25 protein-coding genes are annotated in these 20,814 nt (G+C 67.6%); 11 read left to right on the forward strand and 14 right to left on the reverse strand.

Annotated elements, in window-relative coordinates:
- From ACO07K_RS26845 to ffh, 7 genes are all read right to left on the reverse strand, one after another.
- Entirely contained in the window at positions 1 to 495 is a 495-nt protein-coding gene (locus tag ACO07K_RS26845) for an RDD family protein (protein ID WP_422033378.1), read from the reverse strand.
- 124 nt (positions 496 to 619) lie between these two features.
- A complete protein-coding gene (gene leuC / locus ACO07K_RS26850; RefSeq protein ID WP_422033380.1) occupies positions 620 to 2,065 on the reverse strand; it encodes a 3-isopropylmalate dehydratase large subunit in 1,446 nt (481 codons plus the stop codon).
- Positions 2,066 to 2,072: 7 nt separating this feature from the next.
- Positions 2,073 to 2,558, reverse strand: a complete 486-nt coding sequence (gene rplS, locus ACO07K_RS26855) for a 50S ribosomal protein L19 (RefSeq protein WP_298310923.1) — start codon at positions 2,556 to 2,558, stop codon at positions 2,073 to 2,075.
- Between the two features lie 16 nt (positions 2,559 to 2,574).
- On the reverse strand, positions 2,575 to 3,306 hold the full coding sequence (gene trmD, locus ACO07K_RS26860; protein WP_422033382.1) for a tRNA (guanosine(37)-N1)-methyltransferase TrmD: 732 nt from the start codon (positions 3,304 to 3,306) through the stop codon (positions 2,575 to 2,577).
- 1 nt (position 3,307) lies between these two features.
- A complete protein-coding gene (gene rimM, locus ACO07K_RS26865; protein ID WP_422009742.1) occupies positions 3,308 to 3,847 on the reverse strand; it encodes a ribosome maturation factor RimM in 540 nt (179 codons plus the stop codon).
- Between the two features lie 16 nt (positions 3,848 to 3,863).
- Positions 3,864 to 4,238, reverse strand: coding sequence for a 30S ribosomal protein S16 (rpsP, locus tag ACO07K_RS26870; RefSeq protein WP_298310931.1), 375 nt, complete (start codon positions 4,236 to 4,238; stop codon positions 3,864 to 3,866).
- A 71-nt stretch (positions 4,239 to 4,309) separates the two neighbouring features.
- Entirely contained in the window at positions 4,310 to 5,713 is a 1,404-nt protein-coding gene (gene ffh, locus ACO07K_RS26875) for a signal recognition particle protein (RefSeq protein ID WP_298310934.1), read from the reverse strand.
- A gap of 206 nt (positions 5,714 to 5,919) precedes the next feature.
- On the opposite strand from ffh, the gene ACO07K_RS26880 reads away from it, so the two are divergent.
- The 3 genes from ACO07K_RS26880 to ACO07K_RS26890 all read left to right on the forward strand — a co-directional run bounded on the left by ACO07K_RS26880 (position 5,920) and on the right by ACO07K_RS26890 (position 8,090).
- Positions 5,920 to 6,516: a CPBP family intramembrane glutamic endopeptidase gene (locus ACO07K_RS26880; RefSeq protein ID WP_422033384.1), complete on the forward strand. Its 597-nt coding sequence runs from the start codon at positions 5,920 to 5,922 to the stop codon at positions 6,514 to 6,516.
- Between the two features lie 94 nt (positions 6,517 to 6,610).
- On the forward strand, positions 6,611 to 7,222 hold the full coding sequence (locus ACO07K_RS26885; RefSeq protein ID WP_422033386.1) for a type IV toxin-antitoxin system AbiEi family antitoxin domain-containing protein: 612 nt from the start codon (positions 6,611 to 6,613) through the stop codon (positions 7,220 to 7,222).
- A complete protein-coding gene (locus ACO07K_RS26890; RefSeq protein ID WP_422033388.1) occupies positions 7,215 to 8,090 on the forward strand; it encodes a nucleotidyl transferase AbiEii/AbiGii toxin family protein in 876 nt (291 codons plus the stop codon). The genes ACO07K_RS26885 and ACO07K_RS26890 overlap by 8 nt, the downstream gene beginning before the upstream one ends.
- Before the next feature lie 31 nt (positions 8,091 to 8,121).
- Here ACO07K_RS26890 and ACO07K_RS26895 read toward each other — a convergent pair whose 3' ends face one another.
- On the reverse strand, positions 8,122 to 8,724 hold the full coding sequence (locus ACO07K_RS26895; protein WP_422033390.1) for a 2-hydroxychromene-2-carboxylate isomerase: 603 nt from the start codon (positions 8,722 to 8,724) through the stop codon (positions 8,122 to 8,124).
- Between the two features lie 71 nt (positions 8,725 to 8,795).
- Between ACO07K_RS26895 and ACO07K_RS26900 the strand changes: the two genes are divergently transcribed.
- From ACO07K_RS26900 to ACO07K_RS26915, 4 genes are read left to right on the forward strand one after another with little or no spacing between them, the layout of a single operon-like run.
- On the forward strand, positions 8,796 to 9,695 hold the full coding sequence (locus ACO07K_RS26900) for a hypothetical protein (RefSeq protein WP_422033392.1): 900 nt from the start codon (positions 8,796 to 8,798) through the stop codon (positions 9,693 to 9,695).
- Positions 9,696 to 9,701: 6 nt separating this feature from the next.
- On the forward strand, positions 9,702 to 10,550 hold the full coding sequence (gene dapF, locus ACO07K_RS26905) for a diaminopimelate epimerase (RefSeq protein WP_422033394.1): 849 nt from the start codon (positions 9,702 to 9,704) through the stop codon (positions 10,548 to 10,550).
- Between the two features lie 9 nt (positions 10,551 to 10,559).
- On the forward strand, positions 10,560 to 11,756 hold the full coding sequence (gene ftsY, locus ACO07K_RS26910; protein WP_422033396.1) for a signal recognition particle-docking protein FtsY: 1,197 nt from the start codon (positions 10,560 to 10,562) through the stop codon (positions 11,754 to 11,756).
- Positions 11,753 to 12,355 (forward strand): septation protein A, encoded by a 603-nt coding sequence (locus ACO07K_RS26915; protein WP_422033398.1) that lies wholly within the window; start codon positions 11,753 to 11,755, stop codon positions 12,353 to 12,355. Before ftsY ends, ACO07K_RS26915 begins: the two co-directional genes overlap by 4 nt.
- Positions 12,356 to 12,385: 30 nt before the next feature.
- On the opposite strand, the gene ACO07K_RS26920 is transcribed toward ACO07K_RS26915, so the two are convergent.
- From ACO07K_RS26920 to hemC, 6 genes are read right to left on the reverse strand one after another with little or no spacing between them, the layout of a single operon-like run.
- Positions 12,386 to 13,213 carry a hypothetical protein gene (locus tag ACO07K_RS26920; protein ID WP_422033400.1) on the reverse strand — a complete coding sequence of 276 codons (828 nt, stop codon included), beginning with the start codon at positions 13,211 to 13,213 and terminating at the stop codon, positions 12,386 to 12,388.
- Between the two features lie 14 nt (positions 13,214 to 13,227).
- Positions 13,228 to 13,827 carry an NUDIX hydrolase gene (locus ACO07K_RS26925; RefSeq protein WP_422033402.1) on the reverse strand — a complete coding sequence of 200 codons (600 nt, stop codon included), beginning with the start codon at positions 13,825 to 13,827 and terminating at the stop codon, positions 13,228 to 13,230.
- 10 nt (positions 13,828 to 13,837) lie between these two features.
- Positions 13,838 to 15,043 (reverse strand): phosphoglycerate kinase, encoded by a 1,206-nt coding sequence (locus tag ACO07K_RS26930; RefSeq protein WP_422033404.1) that lies wholly within the window; start codon positions 15,041 to 15,043, stop codon positions 13,838 to 13,840.
- 29 nt (positions 15,044 to 15,072) lie between these two features.
- The gene (locus ACO07K_RS26935) at positions 15,073 to 15,300 is read right to left on the reverse strand and encodes a sulfurtransferase TusA family protein (protein ID WP_422033406.1); all 228 of its coding nucleotides are present in this window, start codon (positions 15,298 to 15,300) and stop codon (positions 15,073 to 15,075) included.
- A complete protein-coding gene (locus ACO07K_RS26940) occupies positions 15,297 to 16,109 on the reverse strand; it encodes a M48 family metallopeptidase (protein WP_422033408.1) in 813 nt (270 codons plus the stop codon). The genes ACO07K_RS26935 and ACO07K_RS26940 overlap by 4 nt, the downstream gene beginning before the upstream one ends.
- Positions 16,110 to 16,152: 43 nt before the next feature.
- On the reverse strand, positions 16,153 to 17,079 hold the full coding sequence (gene hemC, locus ACO07K_RS26945) for a hydroxymethylbilane synthase (protein ID WP_422033410.1): 927 nt from the start codon (positions 17,077 to 17,079) through the stop codon (positions 16,153 to 16,155).
- A 137-nt stretch (positions 17,080 to 17,216) separates the two neighbouring features.
- On the opposite strand from hemC, the gene ACO07K_RS26950 reads away from it, so the two are divergent.
- From ACO07K_RS26950 to ACO07K_RS26965, 4 genes are all read left to right on the forward strand, one after another.
- Entirely contained in the window at positions 17,217 to 17,867 is a 651-nt protein-coding gene (locus ACO07K_RS26950) for a 2OG-Fe(II) oxygenase family protein (protein WP_422033412.1), read from the forward strand.
- A gap of 263 nt (positions 17,868 to 18,130) precedes the next feature.
- Complete coding sequence (tsaD, locus tag ACO07K_RS26955; RefSeq protein WP_422033413.1) at positions 18,131 to 19,168, forward strand: tRNA (adenosine(37)-N6)-threonylcarbamoyltransferase complex transferase subunit TsaD; 1,038 nt, start codon at positions 18,131 to 18,133, stop codon at positions 19,166 to 19,168.
- Between the two features lie 9 nt (positions 19,169 to 19,177).
- The gene (locus ACO07K_RS26960) at positions 19,178 to 19,813 is read left to right on the forward strand and encodes a TIGR02466 family protein (RefSeq protein ID WP_422033414.1); all 636 of its coding nucleotides are present in this window, start codon (positions 19,178 to 19,180) and stop codon (positions 19,811 to 19,813) included.
- 10 nt (positions 19,814 to 19,823) lie between these two features.
- Positions 19,824 to 20,813, forward strand: a complete 990-nt coding sequence (locus tag ACO07K_RS26965) for an NAD(P)H-dependent glycerol-3-phosphate dehydrogenase (RefSeq protein WP_422033415.1) — start codon at positions 19,824 to 19,826, stop codon at positions 20,811 to 20,813.
- Position 20,814 lies beyond the last annotated feature (1 nt).

Here is a 20,814-nt window from a genome sequence, read left to right on the forward strand (position 1 = left end):
CTAGCGGGTCTTGATCACCACGGTGTTGGCGATCATGTCGTGCAGGCCCCGCTTGCGCTCGGTGAAGGCAACCATGAGGTAGCCGATGCAGAAGATGGCTCCCGAAAGGATCCGGGCGAAAAACCGTCCGGTGGCATTGAGGAAGGTGAGCCGCTTGCCGTCGCCGGTCACGACCCGCAGTCCCATCGCCATCTTGCCGACGGTGGCGCCCCGCTCGGAACTCTCCAGCAGAGCGAAATAGAGCCAGAAGACGAGGATCGTGAGCAGATTCACCCCGGGATCGATATCGCTCAGATCGTCGGGGTTCACCTGCCTGAGGCCGAAGATCCCCATCACGAAACTCAGGACGACCCCGACCAGGATGACATCGATGAGGTAGGCCACGACACGGATCCAGAACCCGCCATAGCCGACAGGCGAGCTGCCCGGCGGCGTCGCATCCCAGACCGGCGGCGGAGGGGGGGCGGCGGGACCTGAATTGGGGACGCTGGCCATGTGTCTCTCCCACGATCGTTGGCGAAAGCGAACGCTACATTGGCCATCAGCGTTCCTGACCGCAATGGAAACGGGCGGCCCCTCGCAGGGCCGCCCGTCCTTCGTCCCGCTTATGGAACGGCGTTTACTGGAAGTCGCGAACGTCGGCCAAGGTGCCGCGGATGGCGGCGGCGGCGGCCATCGCCGGGCTCACCAGATGGGTGCGCCCGCCGCGGCCCTGGCGGCCTTCGAAGTTGCGGTTCGAGGTCGAGGCGCAGCGCTGGCCGGGCTCGATGCGATCGGCGTTCATCGCCAGGCACATCGAACAGCCCTGCAGGCGCCATTCGAAGCCGGCCTCGAGGAAGATCTTGTCGAGACCCTCCTTCTCGGCCTGGGCCTTCACCAGGCCGGAGCCCGGTACGACCATGGCCGACACGGTCGAGGCGACCTTGCGGCCGCGCGCGATCTCGGCGGCGGCGCGCAGGTCTTCGATGCGGCCGTTGGTGCACGAGCCGATGAACACGCGGTCGATCGGCACGTCGACGAGGCGCGTTCCCGGCGTCAGGCCCATATAGGCGAGCGACCGGGTCCAGGCCTCGCGGCGGTTCTCGTCCGGCGCATTGGCCGGGTCGGGAACGACGTCGGTGATCGGCAGTGCATCCTGCGGGCTCGTTCCCCAGGTCACCATCGGCGGGATGTCCGCGGCGTTGAGGTCGAGCTGCACGTCGAAGTGCGCGCCCTTGTCCGACGGCAGGCGGCGCCACTGGCTGAGCGCCAGGTCCCAGGCCCCGCCCTTCGGCGCATAGGGACGACCCTGGAGATACTCGAACGTCGTCTCGTCGGGCGCGATCAGGCCGGCGCGGGCGCCCGCCTCGATCGACATGTTGCAGACCGTCATGCGGCCTTCCATCGTGAGCTCACGGATGGCGCGGCCGGCGTACTCGATGACGTAGCCGGTGCCGCCGGCGGTGCCGAGCTTGCCGATGATGGCCAGGATGACGTCCTTGGCCGTGACGCCGAGCGGCAGGCTGCCCTCGACCGACACGCGCATGTTCTTGGCCGGCTTCTGGATCAGCGTCTGCGTCGCCAGCACGTGCTCGACCTCGGAGGTGCCGATGCCGAAGGCCAGCGCGCCGAACGCGCCGTGCGTCGAGGTGTGGCTGTCGCCGCACACGATGGTCATACCGGGCAGGGTGAGGCCCTGCTCGGGGCCGATCACGTGCACGATGCCGCGGCGCGGATCGTTCAGGTCGAAGTAGGGCACGTGGAAGTCGGCGACGTTCTTCTCCAGCGTCTCGACCTGGACGCGCGACTCGTCGTCCTCGATGCCCTGGCTGAAGTCCGTCGTCGGCGTGTTGTGGTCGGCGACCGCGATGGTGGCGTCGGGACGGCGCACCGGCCGGCCCGCCATGCGCAGGCCTTCGAAGGCCTGCGGGCTGGTCACCTCGTGGACGAGGTGACGGTCGATGTAGATGACACAGGTGCCGTCGTCCTGGCGATGGACGACGTGACTGTCCCAGATCTTCTCGAACAGGGTCCGCGGTGGCGGCGGCGGGGCCGGCGGAGTGGCCGACTTCTTGCGGAACGCCATGTTGGACCTACTTCTTTCCGCCGCCCTTGGCGTTGCGGACGGACTTCTCTTCCTTGGGCTTTTCCTTCTTGAGCTTCTCGCGGCGCGGACGCTTGAGAGCCTCCTCGGCCTGCGTGGCGAGCAGCGCGCGCTGGGCCTCGGTGTCCTCGGCGATGCGGCTGGCCTTGCCGCGCAGTTCGCGCAGATAGTAGAGCTTGGCGCGGCGCACGACGCCCTTCCGGACGACTTCGATTTCCCAGATGCTCGGGCTGTAGAGCGGGAACACGCGTTCCACGCCTTCGCCGAAGCTGATCTTGCGCACCGTGAACGAGGAGTTCACGCCGGCGTTCTTGCGGCCGATGCACAGGCCTTCATAGACCTGAAGGCGCTCGCGGTTACCTTCCTGCACCTTCACATGCACCTTGAGCGTGTCGCCCGACTCGAAATAGGGAACGGGCCGCTCTTCCTGCACCTTGTCGATCGTCGTCTGGCCGATCGCGTCGAGAATGTTCATCGCATCCATCCTTTCGTCACTTCTCATCGTTTCCCGCCGCGGTCCGGCGCCGGGCCCAAAGATCGGGCCGCCGCCTCCGCGTGATCTCTTCCCGCTGCTTCACCCGCCACTCGGCGACCTTGCCGTGATGGCCCGAGAGCAGAACCTCTGGCACGCGCCGTTCGATTCCGTCGGGCCCTGCCCAGGTCGCGGGCCGGGTGTAGTGCGGGTACTCCAACAATCCGTCCTCGAAACTCTCCTCGTTCGCCGAATCGGCCGCGCCCATCACCCCGGGCAGCAGCCGCACGCAACAATCCATCACCGTCATGGCCGCGATCTCGCCGCCCGAAAGCACGAAATCCCCGACCGAAATCTCCTCCAGCGCCTGGGCCTCGATGACCCTCTCGTCGACGCCCTCGAACCGTCCGCACACCAACAACACGCCCGGTCCCGCCGCCAGCTCCCGCCCGCGCGCCTGACTGAACGGCGCGCCGCGCGGCGAGAGCAGAACCTTCGGCACCTCCGCCATTCCCGGCGCCTGCATGACCGCCTCGATCGCGGCCGACAGAACGTCGGGCTTCAACACCATGCCGGCGCCGCCTCCGAAGGGTGCGTCGTCCACCGTGCGATGCCGGTCTCCGGCGAACCGCCGGATGTCGACGGCTTCCAGCGACCACACGCCTTCCTTCAGCGCCCGGCCGGCCAGGCTCTCGCCCAGCGGGCCCGGAAACATCTCCGGGAACAGCGTCAGCGCGGTCGCGCGCCACACGTTAGTCCTCCGCCTCCTTCGCCGGCCCACCCGTCAGCAAACCTGCCGGCGGCTCGACCGTAACCCTGCCACCCTCGACGTCGATCTCGGGCACCACCGCGTCGGTGAAGGGCAGCATCACCGAATGTCTCGATGCGCTGCCTCCCGACACTTCCATCGTCCGTCCGCCGCCGAAATCGTGGAAGGCCATGACCTTTCCCCAATCCCGGCCCTCCCGGTCGAACGCGGCGAGCCCGATCAGGTCCGCCTCGTACCACTCCCGCTCGCCCGTCTCCGGCAGGCGCTCGCGCTCCACATAGAGCCGCAAACCGCGTACTGCCTCGGCCGCCGTGCGATCGGCTACGCCCTCGATCCGGGCCAGGACCGCTCCCTTCACGGAGCTCAGCGCCTCGACCCGGTACTCTTTCGTTCCCTTCTCGTCCGACAGCGCGCCGTAGGAGGCGATCGCCATCGGGTCCTCGGTAAAGCTCCTGATGCGCACCAGGCCGCGAACCCCATGGGGTGCCGCAACGACGCCCAGGAGGACGCGACCCTTGCTCATCGAAGCAACCACCCGATCAGGTGGCCGCGGCTTCCTCGGCGGCCGGCGCGGCGGCTGCTGCGGCGGCGGCTTCGGCCTTCATGCGCTCCTGCGCCTTGGCGCGCGGCAGCGGCTTCTTGGTCTGGTCGCGGCGCTCGCGCGGCTTCATCAGCTCGGCCTGCGACAGGAACTTCGCAACGCGATCGGACGGCTGAGCGCCGACCTTCAGCCAGTGCGCGATGCGCTCCTTGTCGAGCGTCAGGCGCTGGGCATGATCGCGCGGCAGAAGCGGATTGTAGGTGCCGAGCTTCTCGATGAAGCGACCGTCGCGCGGGCTGCGCGAATCGGCCACGACGATGTGGAAGAACGGGCGCTTCTTGGCACCGTGCCGGGTCATGCGGATTGCGATCATTCTCTCAGGTCCTCTCTTCGATATCGGTTCGTATGATTCGTCTGACTAAATCTGGCTGACTTCTTGAAACCTCAGCGCGGAAACCCCGGCGGGCCACCCATGCCGCCGAGGCTGCGCATGAATCCCTTCTCGCCGAGCTTGTTCACCCGCTTCATCATCTTGAGCATGTCGGCATGCTGCTTGAGCAGCTTGTTGACATCCTGCACCTGCACGCCCGAGCCCTTGGCGATGCGCTTCTTGCGCGAGGCGTGGATCAGATCGGGGTTGCGGCGTTCCTTCGGCGTCATCGACAGGATGACGGCCTCCTGGCGCTTGAGCTGGCCCTCGTCGATCTTGGCCTTGGACATGGCGGCCTTGGCCTGCATGGCACCCGGCAGCATGCCCATCAGTCCGGACAGGCCGCCCATCTTGCGCAGCTGGCGCAGCTGGTTGAGCAGATCGTCCATGTCGAACTGGCCCTTGCGGACCTTGGCCGCCAGCTTCTCGGCATCTTCCTTGTCGATCGTCTCGGCGGCGCGCTCGACCAGCGAGACGATGTCGCCCATGCCGAGGATGCGGGACGCGATACGATCGGGATGGAACGGCTCCAGCGCGTCGAACTTCTCGCCGACGCCGATCAGCTTGACCGGACGGCCGGTGACGGCACGCATCGACAGCGCCGCACCGCCACGCGCGTCGCCGTCGACGCGGGTCAGCACGATGCCGGTGACGGCCAGACGCTCGTTGAAGGCCTTGGCCACGTTCACGGCGTCCTGGCCGGTCATGGCGTCGGCGACGAGCAGCGTTTCCTTCGGCTTGGCGAGGTCGCTGATGTCGGCGACCTCCTTCATCAGCTCTTCGTCGATCGAGAGACGGCCCGCCGTGTCGAGGATGAGGACGTCGAAGCCCTCGCGCTTGGCCGTCTCAAGGGCGCGCCGGGTGATTGCGAGCGGCATCTCGAGCGGGACGATCGGCAGGGTGGGCACGCCGGTCTGTTCGCCCAGCACCTTGAGCTGGTGCTGCGCGGCCGGGCGACGCGTGTCGAGCGAGGCCATCATGACCTTGCGCCGGGTCGAGAAGCTGCCGCCGAACATTTCGGCCGCCATGCCCTGCGGGCCCTGGCTCAGGCGATAGGCGATCTTGGCCGAGGAAGTGGTCTTGCCCGAGCCCTGCAGGCCGACCATCAGGATGACGACCGGCGGGATGGCGCCCAGGTCGAGGTCCGAGACGGTGCCGCCCAGCATCTCGACCAGGTGGTCGTTGACGATCTTGACGACCATCTGGCCCGGCGTGACCGAGCGGATGACATCGGCGCCGATCGCCTTCGGCCGGACCTCGTCGATGAACTGGCGGACGACGGGCAGGGCGACGTCCGCCTCGAGCAGGGCGGTCCGCACCTCGCGCAGGGCCGCGTCGACATCGGCCTCGGAAAGCGCGCCGCGCCCCCTCAGCTTGTCGAATACGTCGCCCAGGCGTTTGCTAAGACCCTCGAACATCGTGCTCCCGTTCGCTCAAAGACGTATCGCGCCGATGCGCGAACCTTCGCGGATCAGCGGAGCTCCCCGAAGGGGGAACCTAGTAAATCGGCACGACCGATTGAGCCGGCGGGGTATAAAGCCTGCCGCGTCAGGAGTCAAAACGCTTGAACGAGCCGGCTAACCTATTGAACGACAAAGATTCTTCGCGCCTTCCGGGGTGGTCCATGCTGACCTTCGTGGTCGTGGCGCCGCTGATCGGGCTGCTGGTTTTCTGGCTTTTGCCCGAACGAAGCAACCTGCTGGTGCTCAGCGCCTTCTTCGGGACCTGCCTTCTGGCCCTTGTTATCGCCGTCCTGCCGCTCGGCCGGAACGCGCCGGCGGCCCTGGGTCTGCGGCCCGTGGGCTGGCGGCCCATCGTCTTCGCGGTCCTGGGCACCACGGCGCTCTCCTTTGCCGTCAGCCAGCTTGGGCCCCAGCCCGAGGGGGTGAAGCAGGTGACGGAGGGCATCCAGGGTACGGCGCGGATCCTCCAGACCCTGGCTGTCCTCGGCCTGCTGGCGCCGATCGTCGAGGAACTCGTCTTCCGCGGGCTCCTCTATGGCTGGCTGGCGGGCCGCTGGAGCAATCTGGTGGCCTTCGTGCTGAGCTCCCTGGCCTTCGCCGCCGCCCATACGGAGCCCCTGCACATTCTCCTGGTGCTGCCGCTCGGCTTCTGGTTCGGCTGGCTGCGCTGGCGCACCGGCTCGCTGGTCCCGACGATCGTGGCGCACATCATCAACAACACGATCGCGGTCTCGGCGGCGTCCTTCCTGAGCCCCTGAGCCGGGGCGCCGGTCAAATCGAGGTCTCGGTTGCCGGGGGATGATACATATTCTGGGTATAAATCTCTTATACACCTAGGATATGTTCCAAGCCATGGATCGACCGTCGCAACGCGACCGCCTCGCGGTGCTCCTGCGGACTCACCCGATCGTGCGCGCCTACGAACTGCGGCAGGCAGGCGTATCGGCGGCCGCTATCTCGCGGGCTGTAGCGAATGGTGAACTCGTCAGGATGGCGCGAGGGCTCTATCAACGGGCCGACGCAGAACTGTCCGCCCACCAGTCGCTGGCAGAGGCATCCAAGCTGGTGCCGAAGGGAGTGATCGCTCTCACATCGGCGCTCGCCTTCCATGAGCTGACCGATCAGATGCCGAGAAAGGTCTGGGTCGCGATCAGTCCACGCGACTGGGCGCCTGTCATCTCCTACCCTCCCATTCGAATCACGGAACTCCCAGATAAATACATGACGCAGGGCGTCGAAAAGCATCGGATTTCGGGGATCGATGTCCCGATATTCTCGGTGGCGAAGACGCTCGCCGACGTATTTCGCAGCCGGGCGGTCGATCGTTCGATCGCTATCGAAGCGCTGCGCGCCGCGCTTCGAAACCGCAAGGCGACACCTGCGGAGATCGCGCAGTCAGCCCAGGATGGCGGGGCGTGGAGGATCATGCGGCCCTACCTTGAAGCGCTGGTGTCCGATGGCTGACGGGCGTCGAACCTCCGCAGCGTCGATACGGCAGCGTCTTCTCGATATCGCGCGCACCCAGGGGCGGGTCCATGAAGTCGTGCTGGTGCGGTTCGCACTCGAGCGGCTGCTCTACCGTCTGTCCATCTCACCGCATCGCAACCGCTTTGCGCTGAAAGGCGGAATGCTCGTGACCCAATGGATCGACGGAGGCCATCGGGAGACGCGAGATGCAGACTTTCTCGGTTTCGGAGAATCCGGGCCCGATGATCTCAAGGCTGCTTTTGCGGAGATCATGGCTGTCGGCGCCGACGATGCTCTCGCATTTGACGTCGGTGCGCTGCGCGCAGATCAGATCCGCGAAGGGATGGAGTATGGGGGCATCCGTCTTCGAACGACGGCGTACCTCGAAAGAACGCGCATTCCGGTGACCGTGGACATCGGCTTCGGTGACGCCGTCGCGCCGAAGCTCGAGCCGCTGAACTATCGCTCTCTTCTGGGGATGGAAGAGCCTTGCATACTGGCCTATCCGCCGGCGGCCGTCGTGGCCGAGAAGTTTCAGGCGATCGTCGCTCTTGGCCTGATCAACGGGCGCATGAAGGACTTCCACGATCTCTGGGCCATTCCGAAGGCGCTCGACATCCGTGCGGCCGATCTCGACGCTGCGATCGGCGCGACGTTCGACCGCAGGAAGACCGCAATACCATCGGCTCGCCCGGATGGGCTTTCGCGGGCCTTCGTCGACGATGCAGCAAAGCGGCGCCAGTGGCGAAACTATGCGCTCTCCATCGGCCTCGACACAGTCTCGCTGGCTGAGGTCGTCGACGCGGCCTGGGAGCTTGTCGGTCCGTCCTGCATGCGCCTGACTTCCGTGGAAGGCGGTCAGTAAGAGACCGCCACTCGCGTGAGAAGGGGCGCCATCAGGAGCCGAGCTTGCGCTCGACGAAGTCGAGCCGGTCCTGGCCCCAGAAGATCTCGCCGTCGATGACGAAGGAAGGCGCCCCGAACACGCCCTGCGAAATTGCGTGCTTGGTATAGGCCTCGCGCTTCTCGGCGATGCCCGGCGCGTCGCTGGCCTTCAGCACGGCGGCGCCGTCGAGGCCGCAACCGGCGATGATCGCTTCGAGCGTCGGCAGGTCGCCGGTGTTCTTCTCGTCGGCCCACAGGCCGGTCAGCACCGCGTGGGCGACCTTGATCGCGTCCGCCATGCGGCCCTCTTCGCGCAGGGCGATCACGCATTTCGCGGCGGGCACCTCGTTGGCGGGAAAGAACTTGGGCTCGAGCGTCGTCTTCATGCCCAGATGATCGCGCCAGCGCTTCAGCTCCATCATGCGATAGGCTTGGCGCTGCGGCGCGCGCTTGGGCAGGGGCAGGCCGCCCGAAACCGCGAAGACCGAGCCGAAATCGACCGGCCAGATGGTGACCGTCGCGCCGTGCTTCTTCACCATGGCGTCGAAGCGCGCGGACCCGAGATAGGTCCACGGCGAATTCAGCGAAACGTAGTAGTCGACATGCTTGCCCATGAGTTCCCCCGGAAAGGCGTTCGTTGGCGCGGACTGTGGCGCAAAGCCTGTCATTACGCCATCTTCGCGAGGTGAGCAGAAACCCCGATTCCGAGCGAACCATCGCCATCACCGGCGGAGACGCCGCCTATTTCGACCTGATGCGCGACTGCATCGAGTCCTTGCAGGCGACCGAGCAGGGCCGCGCGCTGGCGCTGGGCGTGCTCGATTGCGGGCTGACCGAAGAGCAGCGCGACTGGTGCCGCGAACGCGGCGCCATCCTCGTTGTCCCGCAATGGGATTTCGACTTTCCCGGCCGCGACTTGTTGAAGGACGGTTACAAGGCGCTGACGGCGCGGCCGTTCCTGCCGCGCTATTTCCCGGGCTTCGACCTCTATCTCTGGGTCGACGGCGATTGCTGGGTGCAGCAGGGCGACGCGGTTGCCTTGTTCCTCGCCGCCGCCCGGACGGGCGCGCTGGCCGTGGCGCCCGAGATCCACCGCTCGATGCGTCACTACCGCCATGCCTGGCAGGAATTCTCGTCGATCAACGGCGCGGCTTTCGAGGCCTGTTTCGACCGGGAGACCGCCGAGCGGCTGATCCGCTACCCGCTGATCAACGCCGGTGTCTTCGCGCTCTCAGCCGATGCGCCGCACTGGCAGGGCTGGGCGGGGCTGCTGGGCGAGGCGCTGCAGCGCTCGACCAACATGACCGACCAGGTCGCCCTCAACGTGCTGGTCTACGACCGCGGTTTCTCCTGCGAGCCGCTGCCCAGCCGCTGCAACTGGCCGGTCCATCACGCCACGCCGGCGTGGGACGCCGGTCGCGGCCTGTTCGTCGAGCCGGCCATGCCCTACGAGGCGCTCGGCATCCTGCATCTCACGATCTACACGAAGCGGATGCCGACCCTCGACGTGCGCGAGATCGGCGGGCCGCAGGCCGGGCAGGTCCGGGCGCGCTCGTTGCGCTGGCCGGGCCGAACCGCCATATAGCGCCGCATGGCCGGAACGCCTTTCCTCAAGATGCACGGGCTGGGCAACGACTTCGTCGTGCTCGATGCGCGCGGGCATGCGCTCGATCTGACGGTGCCCCGCCGGCGCGCCATCGCCGACCGCCGCCTGGGCGTGGGCTGCGATCAGCTCATCGTGCTGGAGCCGCCGACCGAGCCCGACGCCGACGTCTTCATGCGCATCTACAACCCCGATGGCAGCGAGGCGCAGGCCTGCGGCAACGCCACGCGCTGCGTCGCCTCGGTGGTGATGGACGAGTGCAAGTCCGACGACGTGACCATCCAGACGGTCGCCGGCCTGCTCGAATCGCAGAAGATCGGGCGCGGCGCCAACGGCCTGCCGGTGATCTCGGTCGACATGGGGCTGGTGCGCATGGACTGGCGCGAAATTCCCGTCGCGAAGGCCTGCGACACCAGGCACATGCCGGTCGGACTTGGACCGCTGCAGGATCCCGTCGGCACAAACGTCGGCAATCCGCACGCGACTTTCTTCGTCGACGACCTCTCCGCGATCCCGATCACCGAGCTGGGGCCGAAGCTCGAGCACGATCCGTTCTTTCCCGAGCGGGTGAATGTCGGCGTTGCGCAGATCATTGGTGAGAACAGGCTGAAGCTCAGCGTCTGGGAGCGCGGCGCGGGGCTGACGCTCGCCTGTGGGTCGGGCGCCTGTGCCGCCGGCGTCGCCGCGGCGCGGCGCGGCCTCACGGGGCGCAAGGTCGACGTCGTCGTCGAGCACGGCACGCTCACCATCGAATGGCTGCGCGACGATCACGTTTCGATGACCGGCGGCATCGCGCTCGCCTACAAGGGCGAACTCGACCGTTCGCTGCTGTCCTGAGGTGGCGCGGTGAGCGAGACGGAACCCGAGAAGAAGGGCTGGTTTGCGCGGTTGCGCTCCCGCGTGGCGCCGACCGTCGAGCCGCTGAAGCCGGCCGAACCTGAGGTCGCGCAACCCGAACCGGTAGAGCCGCCTGTCGCGGCCGAGCCCGAGACGCCGTTCGCTCCGCCCCCCATCGAGCCGGTGCCGATGGCGCCGGAGCCCGAGCCGGTCGCTGTCGCCGCCCCTGTCGAAGCGGTGGTCGAGAAGGAACCCGAGGTCGAGAAGCCCGAGCCCGAGGTCGAGAAGAAAGGCTGGCTGTCGCGTCTGCGCGAGGGTCTCTCGAAGTCGACCAAGAAGGTCGCCGAGAGCATCACCGGCCTCTTCACCAAGAAGAAGCTCGACCAGCAGACGCTCGACGATCTCGAAGATGCGCTGATCCAGGCGGATCTCGGCGTCGCCGTCGCCGCCCGGCTGGTCGGCAAGCTGAGCAAGGAGCGCTTCGGCAAGGAAGTCACCGAAGAGGAAGTGCGCGCGGCCTTCGCCGACGACATCGCCGAGATCCTGCAGCCCGTCGCCGTCCCCTTGACCATCGATGCCGCGCGCAAGCCGCATGTCGTGCTGGTGGTCGGCGTGAACGGCAGCGGCAAGACCACGACCATCGCCAAGCTGGCCGGCCGCTACAAGGGCGAGGGCCGCTCGGTGATGCTGGCCGCGGGCGACACGTTCCGCGCCGCTGCCGTGGAGCAGCTCAAGGTCTGGGGCGACCGCGCCGGCGTGCCGGTCGTGTCGAAGCAGACCGGCGCCGACGCCGCGGGCCTCGCCTACGAGGCGCTGGAGCAGGCGCGCGCCGAGAAGACCGACGTGCTGCTGATCGACACCGCCGGCCGCCTGCACAACAAGACCAACCTGATGGAAGAGCTCGCCAAGATCGTGCGCGTCATCCGCAAGCTCGATCCGGAGGCGCCGCATTCGTGCCTGCTGGTGCTCGACGCGACCACCGGCCAGAACGCCCACGCCCAGGTCGAGACTTTCAAGACCATGTCGCCGGTCGACGCGCTGGTTCTCACCAAGCTCGACGGCAGCGCCAAGGGCGGTGTGCTGGTGGCGCTGGCCGAGAAGTTCAAACTGCCGGTCGTGGCCATCGGTGTCGGAGAAGGCATCGACGACCTGCGGCCGTTCGAGGCTCGCGCCTTCGCGCGCGGATTGATGGGATTGCCGGCATGAGCAGTGAGCGGGACGCAGGCGGCGACAATGGCATGCGAAAGCTCTATGCCACGGCGCTCGAACTGGGGCCGCTGGTCCTGTTCTTCGTCGCCAACGGGCGCTGGGGCATCTACTGGGGCACCGGCATCTTCATCGTCGCGACGGCGATCGCGCTGCCCTGCTATCGCTGGCTGGAGAAGCGCTGGCCGATCATGCCGCTGGTCGGCGGCTTCTTCGTGCTGGTGTTCGGCGGCCTCACCATCTGGCTGCAGGACGACACCTTCATCAAGCTGAAGCCCACCATCGTGAACTGCCTGTTCGCGGTCATCCTGGGCGGCGGTCTCGTGCTGTTCAAGAAGCCGCTGCTGAAGCCGCTGTTCGGCGCGGCCTTCAGGCTGACCGACGAGGGCTGGTATCAGCTCACGATGCGCTGGACGGTGTTCTTCTTCGTGCTGGCCATCGTCAACGAAGTGATGTGGCGGAACTTCACGACCGACACGTGGATCGCCAGCAAGATGTTCCTCAGCTTCCCGCTGACCCTCGTCTTCGCCTTCCTGCAGATCCCTCTGCTCCGGCGCTACTGGGACGGCGACGACAATCCCTTCGCGCGGGGCGGCTGAGCTGGCGATTGCGCGTTGCTCGATGAGGCTCTAGGGCTTCTGCTCCGAGAGTAATTTGACGATCTCGACGGCGCAGGTCGCCAGTTTCGTCCGGTCGACGAACTGAGCGCAGAACAAGATGCCGTCCCAGAAGTGCGCCATATCCAAACTGTCGACTTCGTAGGGGCTCACGCCGAACTGCGTGCGCGCCTGCCGCGAGATCTCCCCGTACTGGCCCGGGAAATCCATCCGCAGATAAATTCGCGTCAGCCGCTCGACGAAGTTGGGAGCGCAATCCTTCTGGCCGGCGCGTCCCGTCATCTCGAACCAATGGATGAAGGAGGCGCCGAAGATCAACCTTCCATCGCCCTCAGTGAACACACCCTCGAAGAAGTCGGATATCGAATGCGGGTTCGACCGGTTGTCATGGACAACCATCGTCTTGGCGGAGGTTCGGCGCTCCGCGGCGTTGATCCAGGTTCTCAGGGGTGGAGTTCCCGTGTCCAGCATCTCCGCCGTGTCACCCACCACGAAGACGACGGCGGCCTTCTCCACATCCTGCACCACCTCGAAGTCGATGCGCGTGCGGGCCCCGAGCTGCCGGAGCTCCCGCTCAAGGGAGGCCTTTACATTGGCGACGCACGTCTTGTTCGGCGGCGGCTCGCCTCCCGGCGGAAAGACGAGCGCGATGGTGCGGTTGCGCGCCGTGGACACGCCCAGAGACTCGAGCTTCGCGTAGAGCGGGGGCGAAACCCCGGCGGCGATTCGGTCGGACATTTTTTCGATCGCCTGAAGCGACAGCTCCGACGGCGAAGGGGCACATGCCTGCAGGAGCAGGACGGCGGCCACAAGGCACGCGCGGAAGAGAGGCGTCGGCATGCGTGGAGCGGCTTCTAAACCCCCTCGGGCTTGCGCGGTGGCCACATGCGGGCGAGGTCGCCGGTCGGGTTGGAGTAGGTCGAGAAGTCGGTCTTGTCGCGGGATTCGTGGAAGTGGGCGAGCGCCCACACGACCGTGGGGAAGGCGAGCTGGTCCCACGGGATGTCGGCCCAGTCGACCAGCGCCACTTCCTCGCTCTCGATGCCGCAGGCGATGTCGGCGGTGACCAGCCGGGCGCGGTACATGATCTGCACCTGGCCGATGCGGGCCACGCTGTACATCGCGAGCAGGCGGTCGATCTCGATGGTGGCGCAGGCCTCTTCCAGCGCTTCGCGTTGCGCGGCCTGCTCGGTCGTCTCGCCCAGTTCCATGTAGCCGGCCGGCAGGGTCCAGAAGCCCTTGCGCGGCTCGATGGCGCGCTTGGCCAAGAGGATCTTTTCGCCCCAGGTGCAGACGGCGCCGGCGACGACCTTGGGATTCTGGTAGTGGATGAACTCGCAGCGGCCGCAGACCAGCCGCTCGCGATTGTCACCGTCGGGGACCCGCTTCTCGAAATGCTCGGGCGGATCCCACGGCAGGCGCGGGCGGTCGGGTGGTGTTTGCGGGCCGCTCATGGCGCCGACGCTACGCCGCTCGTATCAGCGCTGCAACGCCAGGCAGGGTCTTGCCTTCCATCCATTCGAGGAAGGCGCCGCCCGCCGTCGAGACATAGGAGAACTTCTCCTCGACGCCCGCTGCGGCCAGGGCCGCCACCGTGTCGCCGCCGCCGGCCACCGACAGCAGCTTGCCCATGCCGGTCAGCCGGGCGACTTCCTGGGCCAGCGCCACCGTTCCGGTGTCGAACGGCTTGATCTCGAAGGCGCCGAGCGGGCCGTTCCACACCACGGTCGAGCAGTCGGCCAGCTCCTTCTGGTACAGCGCGATCGTCTTGGGGCCGACATCGAGGATCATCTTGTCGTCGGGACAGGCGTTGGCATCCACCACGACATGCGGGGCGCCGGCCTTGAACTCGTCCGCCGCCATGACATCGACCGGCAGCAGCACCTTGCACTTGGCGGCCTTGGCCTTCTCGAGGATCTCGAGCGCCATCGGGGCGAGATCCTTCTCGCACAGGGACTTGCCGACAGGGATCCCCTGGGCGTGCATGAATGTATTCGCCATGCCGCCGCCGATGATCAGCTTGTCGACCTTGCCCACCAGATGGCCGAGCAGCTCGAGCTTGGTCGAGACCTTGGCGCCGCCGACGATGGCGCAGACCGGGCGCTTCGGATTGCCCAGCGCCTTGTCGAGCGCCTCGAGCTCCTCCTGCATCAGGCGGCCCGCAACGGCCGGCAGGCGATTCGCGAGACCCTCGGTCGAGGCATGCGCGCGATGCGCCGTCGAGAAGGCGTCGTTCACATACACGTCGCCCAGCAGCGAGAGCTTGTCGATGAAGCCGGCATCGTTCTTCTCCTCCTCCTTGTGAAAGCGGAGGTTCTCCAGCAGCAGCACGTCGCCCGGCTTCATGGTGCGCACGGCAGCTTCCGCCAGCGGCCCGACACAGTCCTCGGCGAAGGCGACCGGCTTGCCCAGCACCTGCTCCAGCGGCTCGACCAGCGGCCGCAGCGTCATCTCCGGCACGCGCTTGCCGTCGGGCCGGCCGAAATGGCTGAGCACGATCACCTTGGCGCCCTTGGCGGCCAGCTCCTTGATGGTCGGCGCCGCGCGCTCGATGCGGGTGGCATCGGTCACCTTGCCGTTCTTCATCGGCACGTTGAGGTCGACGCGCACCAGCACGCGCTTGCCCGACATGTCCGTGGAATCGATCGTCTTGAAGGTGGTTTGCGGCATGATCTCTCTCTTGTCTGTCGGACGGGCGTCTAGCGTTTCCGAATCACGAATACCAGCACCTCGCCCTCGCGGCTCGAGGAGACCAGCTCGTGTCCGGTCTGCCGGCAGAAGGCCGGAAAGTCGGCCTCGGCGGCGGGATCGGTTGCGCGCACGGTGAGCAGTCCGCCCACGGCGAGCTCGCGCAGCTTGCGGTTGGCGCGCAGCACGGGAAGGGGGCACAGCAGCCCGGTGGCGTCGTAGTCCAGCGTTTCGGTCATTTTGGTTTGTAGTACTGCATGGCTTCGGGCAGCCAGCGCCTGATATCGGCAATGCGCGTGGTGTCGGCAGGATGCGTGCTGAGCCATTCCGCCTGCCGCTTGCCGGAACTGGCGGCCCGCATGCGTTCCCACAGGCCGATCGCCTCGCGCGGATCGTAGCCCGCCATCGCCATCAGCACGAGGCCGATCCGGTCGGCTTCCGATTCCTGGGCACGCGACATCGGCAGGATGTAGCCCACCGTCGCGCCGGCGCCGACCGCGGCCATCATGGCCGGCAGGTAGGTGCGGCTGCGGCCGCTCACCGTCGCCGACAGGGCCACCGCGGCGGCGGCGGTGCCGACCGACGCCACCATCTGGTCGCTCATGCGTTCCGCCCCGTGACGCGCCAGCGCATGCGCCACCTCGTGGGCGAGCACGACGGCCAGGCCGGCCTCGGTCTTGGTGATCGGCAGCAGACCTGTGTAGACCACGATCTTGCCGCCGGGCAGGCAGAAGGCATTGGGCTCGTTCTTGTCGACGGTCTTGAATTCCCAGCGAAAGTGCGGCGCGCGCCAAAGTTCCTGCGGCGGCCGCTCGGCCGCGGCGGCGATGCGGCGACCGACCTTCTCGACCAGGGCGTTGGTCTGCGCATCCCGCGACAGCGGTTCCTTGTTCAGCACTTCGCGATAGGCCTTCAGGCCCATCTCGCGCTCCTCGTTCTCGTTCACCAGCATGATCTGGGACCGGCCGGATACCGGAGCGGTTTCGCAGGCAGCGAGCAGGGACGCGAGGCCGCACACGATCAGCAGGGAGCGCAGGATGGGGTGCATGGGCCGAAGTCTAGGGCTCGACCCGGGTGCGGTCGAGTATGCGTCAGTCGGCGAAAAAGCCCGGTCCGCCGCGGCGCTTGAGTTCTTCGCCGGCATCGCGACCGAGCGCGGCTGCGTCAGCAATCGAACCACGACGCTCCGTTGCGATCACTTCCGATCCGTCGGGCCGGGCGATCAGGCCGCGCAGATGCAGTTCTCCGCCCGTCAGGATCGCGTGTCCTGCAATGGGTGTGCGACAGGATCCGTCGAGCACCACCAGCATCGCATGTTCGGCGCGCACGCAGACGGCCGTGGCCTCGTGATCGATCGCGGCGAGCCAGCCGCGCGTCTGCGCGTCGTTCTCTCGCGCCTCGATGCACACCGCGCCCTGGCCGACCGCCGGCAGCATCTCGGCTTCCGGAATGGCGGTGCCGACACCGGTCTTGCCCAGGCGCTTGAGGCCGGCCAGCGCCAGGATCGTCGCCTGCACGGTGCCGTCGGCGCGCCGTGCGAGGCGGGTATCGACGTTGCCGCGCAGCGTGACGATCTGCAGGTCCGGCCGACGGTGAAGCAGCAGCGCCTTGCGACGCAGCGCCGAGGTGCCGACGATGGCGCCCTGCGGCAAATCGTCGATGCGCGCGAGGTCGCCCGCGATCAACACGTCGCGCGCGTCTTCGCGCGGCAGGAAGGCCGCAATCGCCAGGCCGGGCGGTTGCGCCGTCGGCATGTCCTTCATGCTGTGGACGGCGGCGTCGATGCGACCCTGCAGCAGGGCTTCCTCGATCTCCTTGACGAACAGTCCCTTGCCGCCGGCTTCGGAGAGCGGCCGGTCCTGGATCACGTCTCCCGTCGTCTTGATGGCCACGATCTCGATGGCGCCGGGGGCGGCGAGCGCGGGGACCGCCTTGGCGAGCGCATCGCGCACCAGGCCGGTCTGGGTGAGGGCGAGAGGGCTGCCGCGGGTGCCGAGCCGGAGGAGGGGGGCCGTCATGCGCGCTGCTCTAGCGCAGGGCGCCCCGATACGCCAGAAGCCCCCACGCCAGAAGCTGTGGTGCCGACAGGTCGCGGACGGCGGCAGTTGCGGTGCCCGAGGCCGGCAGGCAAGAAGACGGCGAACAGAGCGCGAGCATGAGCCAGGATCTCGAAATCGTACCGTTGTTCGCCACGCCGCTCGTCGTCCACGACGTGCCGGACGCGGCGGCGTTGAATGCCGACCTGCGACGGGTCATCGAGGAGCGCGAGAAGTCCCACCCCGGCACACAGGCTTCCAACGAAGGCGGCTGGCAGTCGACCTGGGACATGGACCGCTGGGGCGGCGTGCCGGCGCTGAAGCTGCTGGCCATCGCCCGCAACACCGCCAATCGCGTGACGATCGACCGCTCGGGCAATGCCGGCGGCGGCCCCCATCCCGGCGTGTTCGCCGTGACCTGGCGCGCCAACATGTGGGCAAACATAAATCGCAGCGGCCACGGCAACCTGCCCCACACGCATCCCGGCGCCTTCTGGTCCGGTGTCTACTATGTCGACGACGGCGGCATCGCCGCCGATCCGTCGCTGGGCGGGGCCCTCGAATTCCTCGATCCGCGCGGGGCGGGCCCGGTGATGTATGCGCCGCATCTCGGCTTCGCGATGAAGGGCGGCCTGTCGGGCGGCGCCAACGAGGTGTTGCAGCCCAAGGCCGGCCGGATGGTCCTGTTCCCGTCCTGGCTGCTCCACCAGGTCCGCCACTATCGCGGCACCGCCGAACGCATCTCGATCGCGTTCAATCTGAACCTTTAGAGTCGTCCCAACACAACGACCTCACCCTGAGGAGCGCTCCCCCTCGAATACCTCGGGGTAAACTCAGGAGCGCGTCTCGAAGGGTGGGAACGCGCACCTTGCCTGTTGCCCATCCTTCGAGACGCGCCGCGAAGCGGCGCTCCTCAGGATGAGGTAAGTGGTTGAATCGATTCAATTCATTTCCGGCCAGCCTCTCAGGATGAGGGGGTGCGTCGGCGAGGAGTCATCTGGCGCCCCTCTGTTCGGGCCGCTAGAAGTCCCGCATGCGCGTCCTGGGCATCGAAACGAGCTGTGACGAGACCGCCGTCGCCGTGGTCGAAGGCGAGGCCGGGACCGGGCCGGTCGGCCGAATCCTGTCCAACACGGTCTACAGCCAGCTCACCGAGCATCGGCGGTTCGGCGGCGTCGTGCCGGAGATCGCCGCGCGGGCGCATCTCGAGCGTATCGACGGGCTGGTCGCCCAGGCGCTCGACGAGGCCGGCGTCGGGCTGGCCGATCTCGACGCCATTGCCGCGACCGGCGGGCCGGGGCTGATCGGCGGCGTGATGGTGGGCGTCATGACGGCCAAGGCGCTGGCCTTCGCGCACGACAAGCCCTTCATTGCGGTCAATCATCTCGAAGGCCACGCTTTGTCGGTGCGGCTGACCGAGCCGGTTTCGTTTCCCTATCTGCTGCTGCTGGTGTCGGGTGGCCACTGCCAGCTCCTCACGGTGCGCGGTCCCGGCGACTTCACGCGGCTGGGCACGACCATCGACGATGCCGCCGGCGAATGCTTCGACAAGACCGCCAAGCTGCTGGGCCTCGGCTTCCCGGGCGGCCCCGCGGTCGAGAGGGCGGCCGAGGGCGGCGACCCGCGCCGCTTCGCGCTGCCGCGGCCGATGTGGCGCAAGCCCGGCTGCGACTTCTCCTTCTCCGGCCTGAAGACCGCCGTGCGCCAGACGGTCGAGAAGCTGCCGGCCGACGATCCCCGCGCCGTTGCCGATCTCTGCGCCTCCTTCCAGCGCACGGTGGGCGACGTCTTCGCCGACCGCTGCGCCAACGCGCTGGCCCGGGCTCCGTCGTCGACCCTCGTGGTGGCCGGCGGCGTCGCGGCCAATGTCTATCTGCGCGGGCGGCTCGAAGAGGTCGCGGCGGCGCACGGCGCCAAGCTGGTTGCCCCGCCGGTCAGGCTCTGCACCGACAATGGCGCCATGATCGCCTGGGCCGGTGTCGAGCGACTGCGTCTCGGCCGGGTCGATGCGCTCGATTTCCGCCCCCGGCCGCGCTGGCCGCTCGATCCTGCCGCCGCCAATCGGGTGTAGACTGCCGCCATGAGCCAGGCCCAGCCCGCCTTCGAAACCGTCGCCGCCTTCGCGACGCCGATCCTGATCGCCGATCTGCCCGACGGTCCGCAGCTCAATGCCGCGCTGATCCCGGTCCTGGCCAAGCGCGAGGCCGAACAACCGAACGAGCCGCACAGCACGCTGGGCGGCTGGCAGTCGACCTGGGACCTCGACAAATGGGCGGGCGTTCCGGCGATCAAGCTGCTGGCGATCGCGCGCAACATCGCCAACCGCAGCACCAGCGATCGCGAAGGCAATGCGGTCACCATCGCGTGGAAGGCCAACATCTGGGCCAACATCAACCGCGGCGGCCACGGCAACGAATTCCATTCCCATCCCGGCAGCTACTGGTCGGGCGTCTACTATGTCGACGATGGCGGCATCTCGGCCGATCCCTCGCTGGGCGGCGAACTCGAGTTCATGGATCCGCGCGGACCGGCGCCGGCCATGTACGCGCCCTATCTCGCCTTCAGCCTGCCGGGCGGCCTGTCGGTCGGCACCAACCAGACGATCTCGCCCCGGGCCGGGCGGCTGGTGATGTTCCCGTCGTGGGTGCTGCACCAGGTGCGGCCCTATCGCGGCGCCGCCCAGCGCATCTCCATCGCCTTCAATCTCAGCCTGTGACAGGGATCGCGTGACGGGCATCGCGCATATCGGCGTCGTCGGCGGTGGCGCCTGGGGAACGGCGCTGGCCTGCCTCGGACGCCGCGCCGGTCGCAAGGTGACCCTCTGGTCGCGGGATCGCAGTGTATCGGCCACGATCGCGCACGACCGTCGCAACGAGATCTACCTGCCGGGGCAATCGCTCGACGCCGGTATCGAGGCGGCCACGGAGCTCGCCCAGCTCGCCGACTGCGATGCGATCCTGCTCGTCTGTCCGGCCCAGGCGTTGCGCGTCGTGGCGCACGACCTGCCCGGAAGCGGTCCGGTCGTGATCTGCGCCAAGGGCATCGAAGCCACGAGCGGCCTGCTGATGCCCGAGGTTCTGGCCGAGCTGTTGCCGGGGCGGGCCATCGCCATGCTCTCGGGGCCCAGCTTCGCAGAGGAAGCCGTGCAGGGTCTTCCCACCGCGGTCAGCATCGCCACGGCCGATGCCGCCCTCGGCCGCGACCTCGCGGCCTCGCTCGCCGCCGGCATGTTCCGGCCGTACTGGACCGACGATGTCGTGGGCGTCTCGCTGGGCGGCGCCGTCAAGAACGTGCTGGCCATTGCCGCCGGCATCGTCGAGGGCCGCGGCCTCGGTCACAACGCCGCCGCCGCGCTGATCACCCGCGGCTTCGCCGAGATGGCGCGACTGGGCCTCGCCCTGGGTGCCCGTCTCGAGACGTTGACGGGGCTGAGCGGGCTCGGCGATCTGGTGCTCACCTGTCAGGGGCCGCTGTCGCGCAATCGCTCGCTGGGCGCTGCGCTGGGCAAGGGCATGTCCTACGAAACCTACATGCAGGGCCGGCGGCAGGTGGTCGAAGGTGCGGCGACGGCGCCGGCGGTTCTCGAACGCGCCGCCAAGCTCGGCATCGAGATGCCGATTTGCACCGCCGTCGATGCTATCCTGCATCGCGGGGCCAATCTCGACGATTCGATTCGCGCCCTGTTGGCGCGGCCGCTGCGGCGCGAAGGCAAGTAGG

The sequence above is a fragment of the Reyranella sp. genome (assembly GCF_965228225.1).
Lineage (GTDB): Bacteria > Pseudomonadota > Alphaproteobacteria > Reyranellales > Reyranellaceae > Reyranella.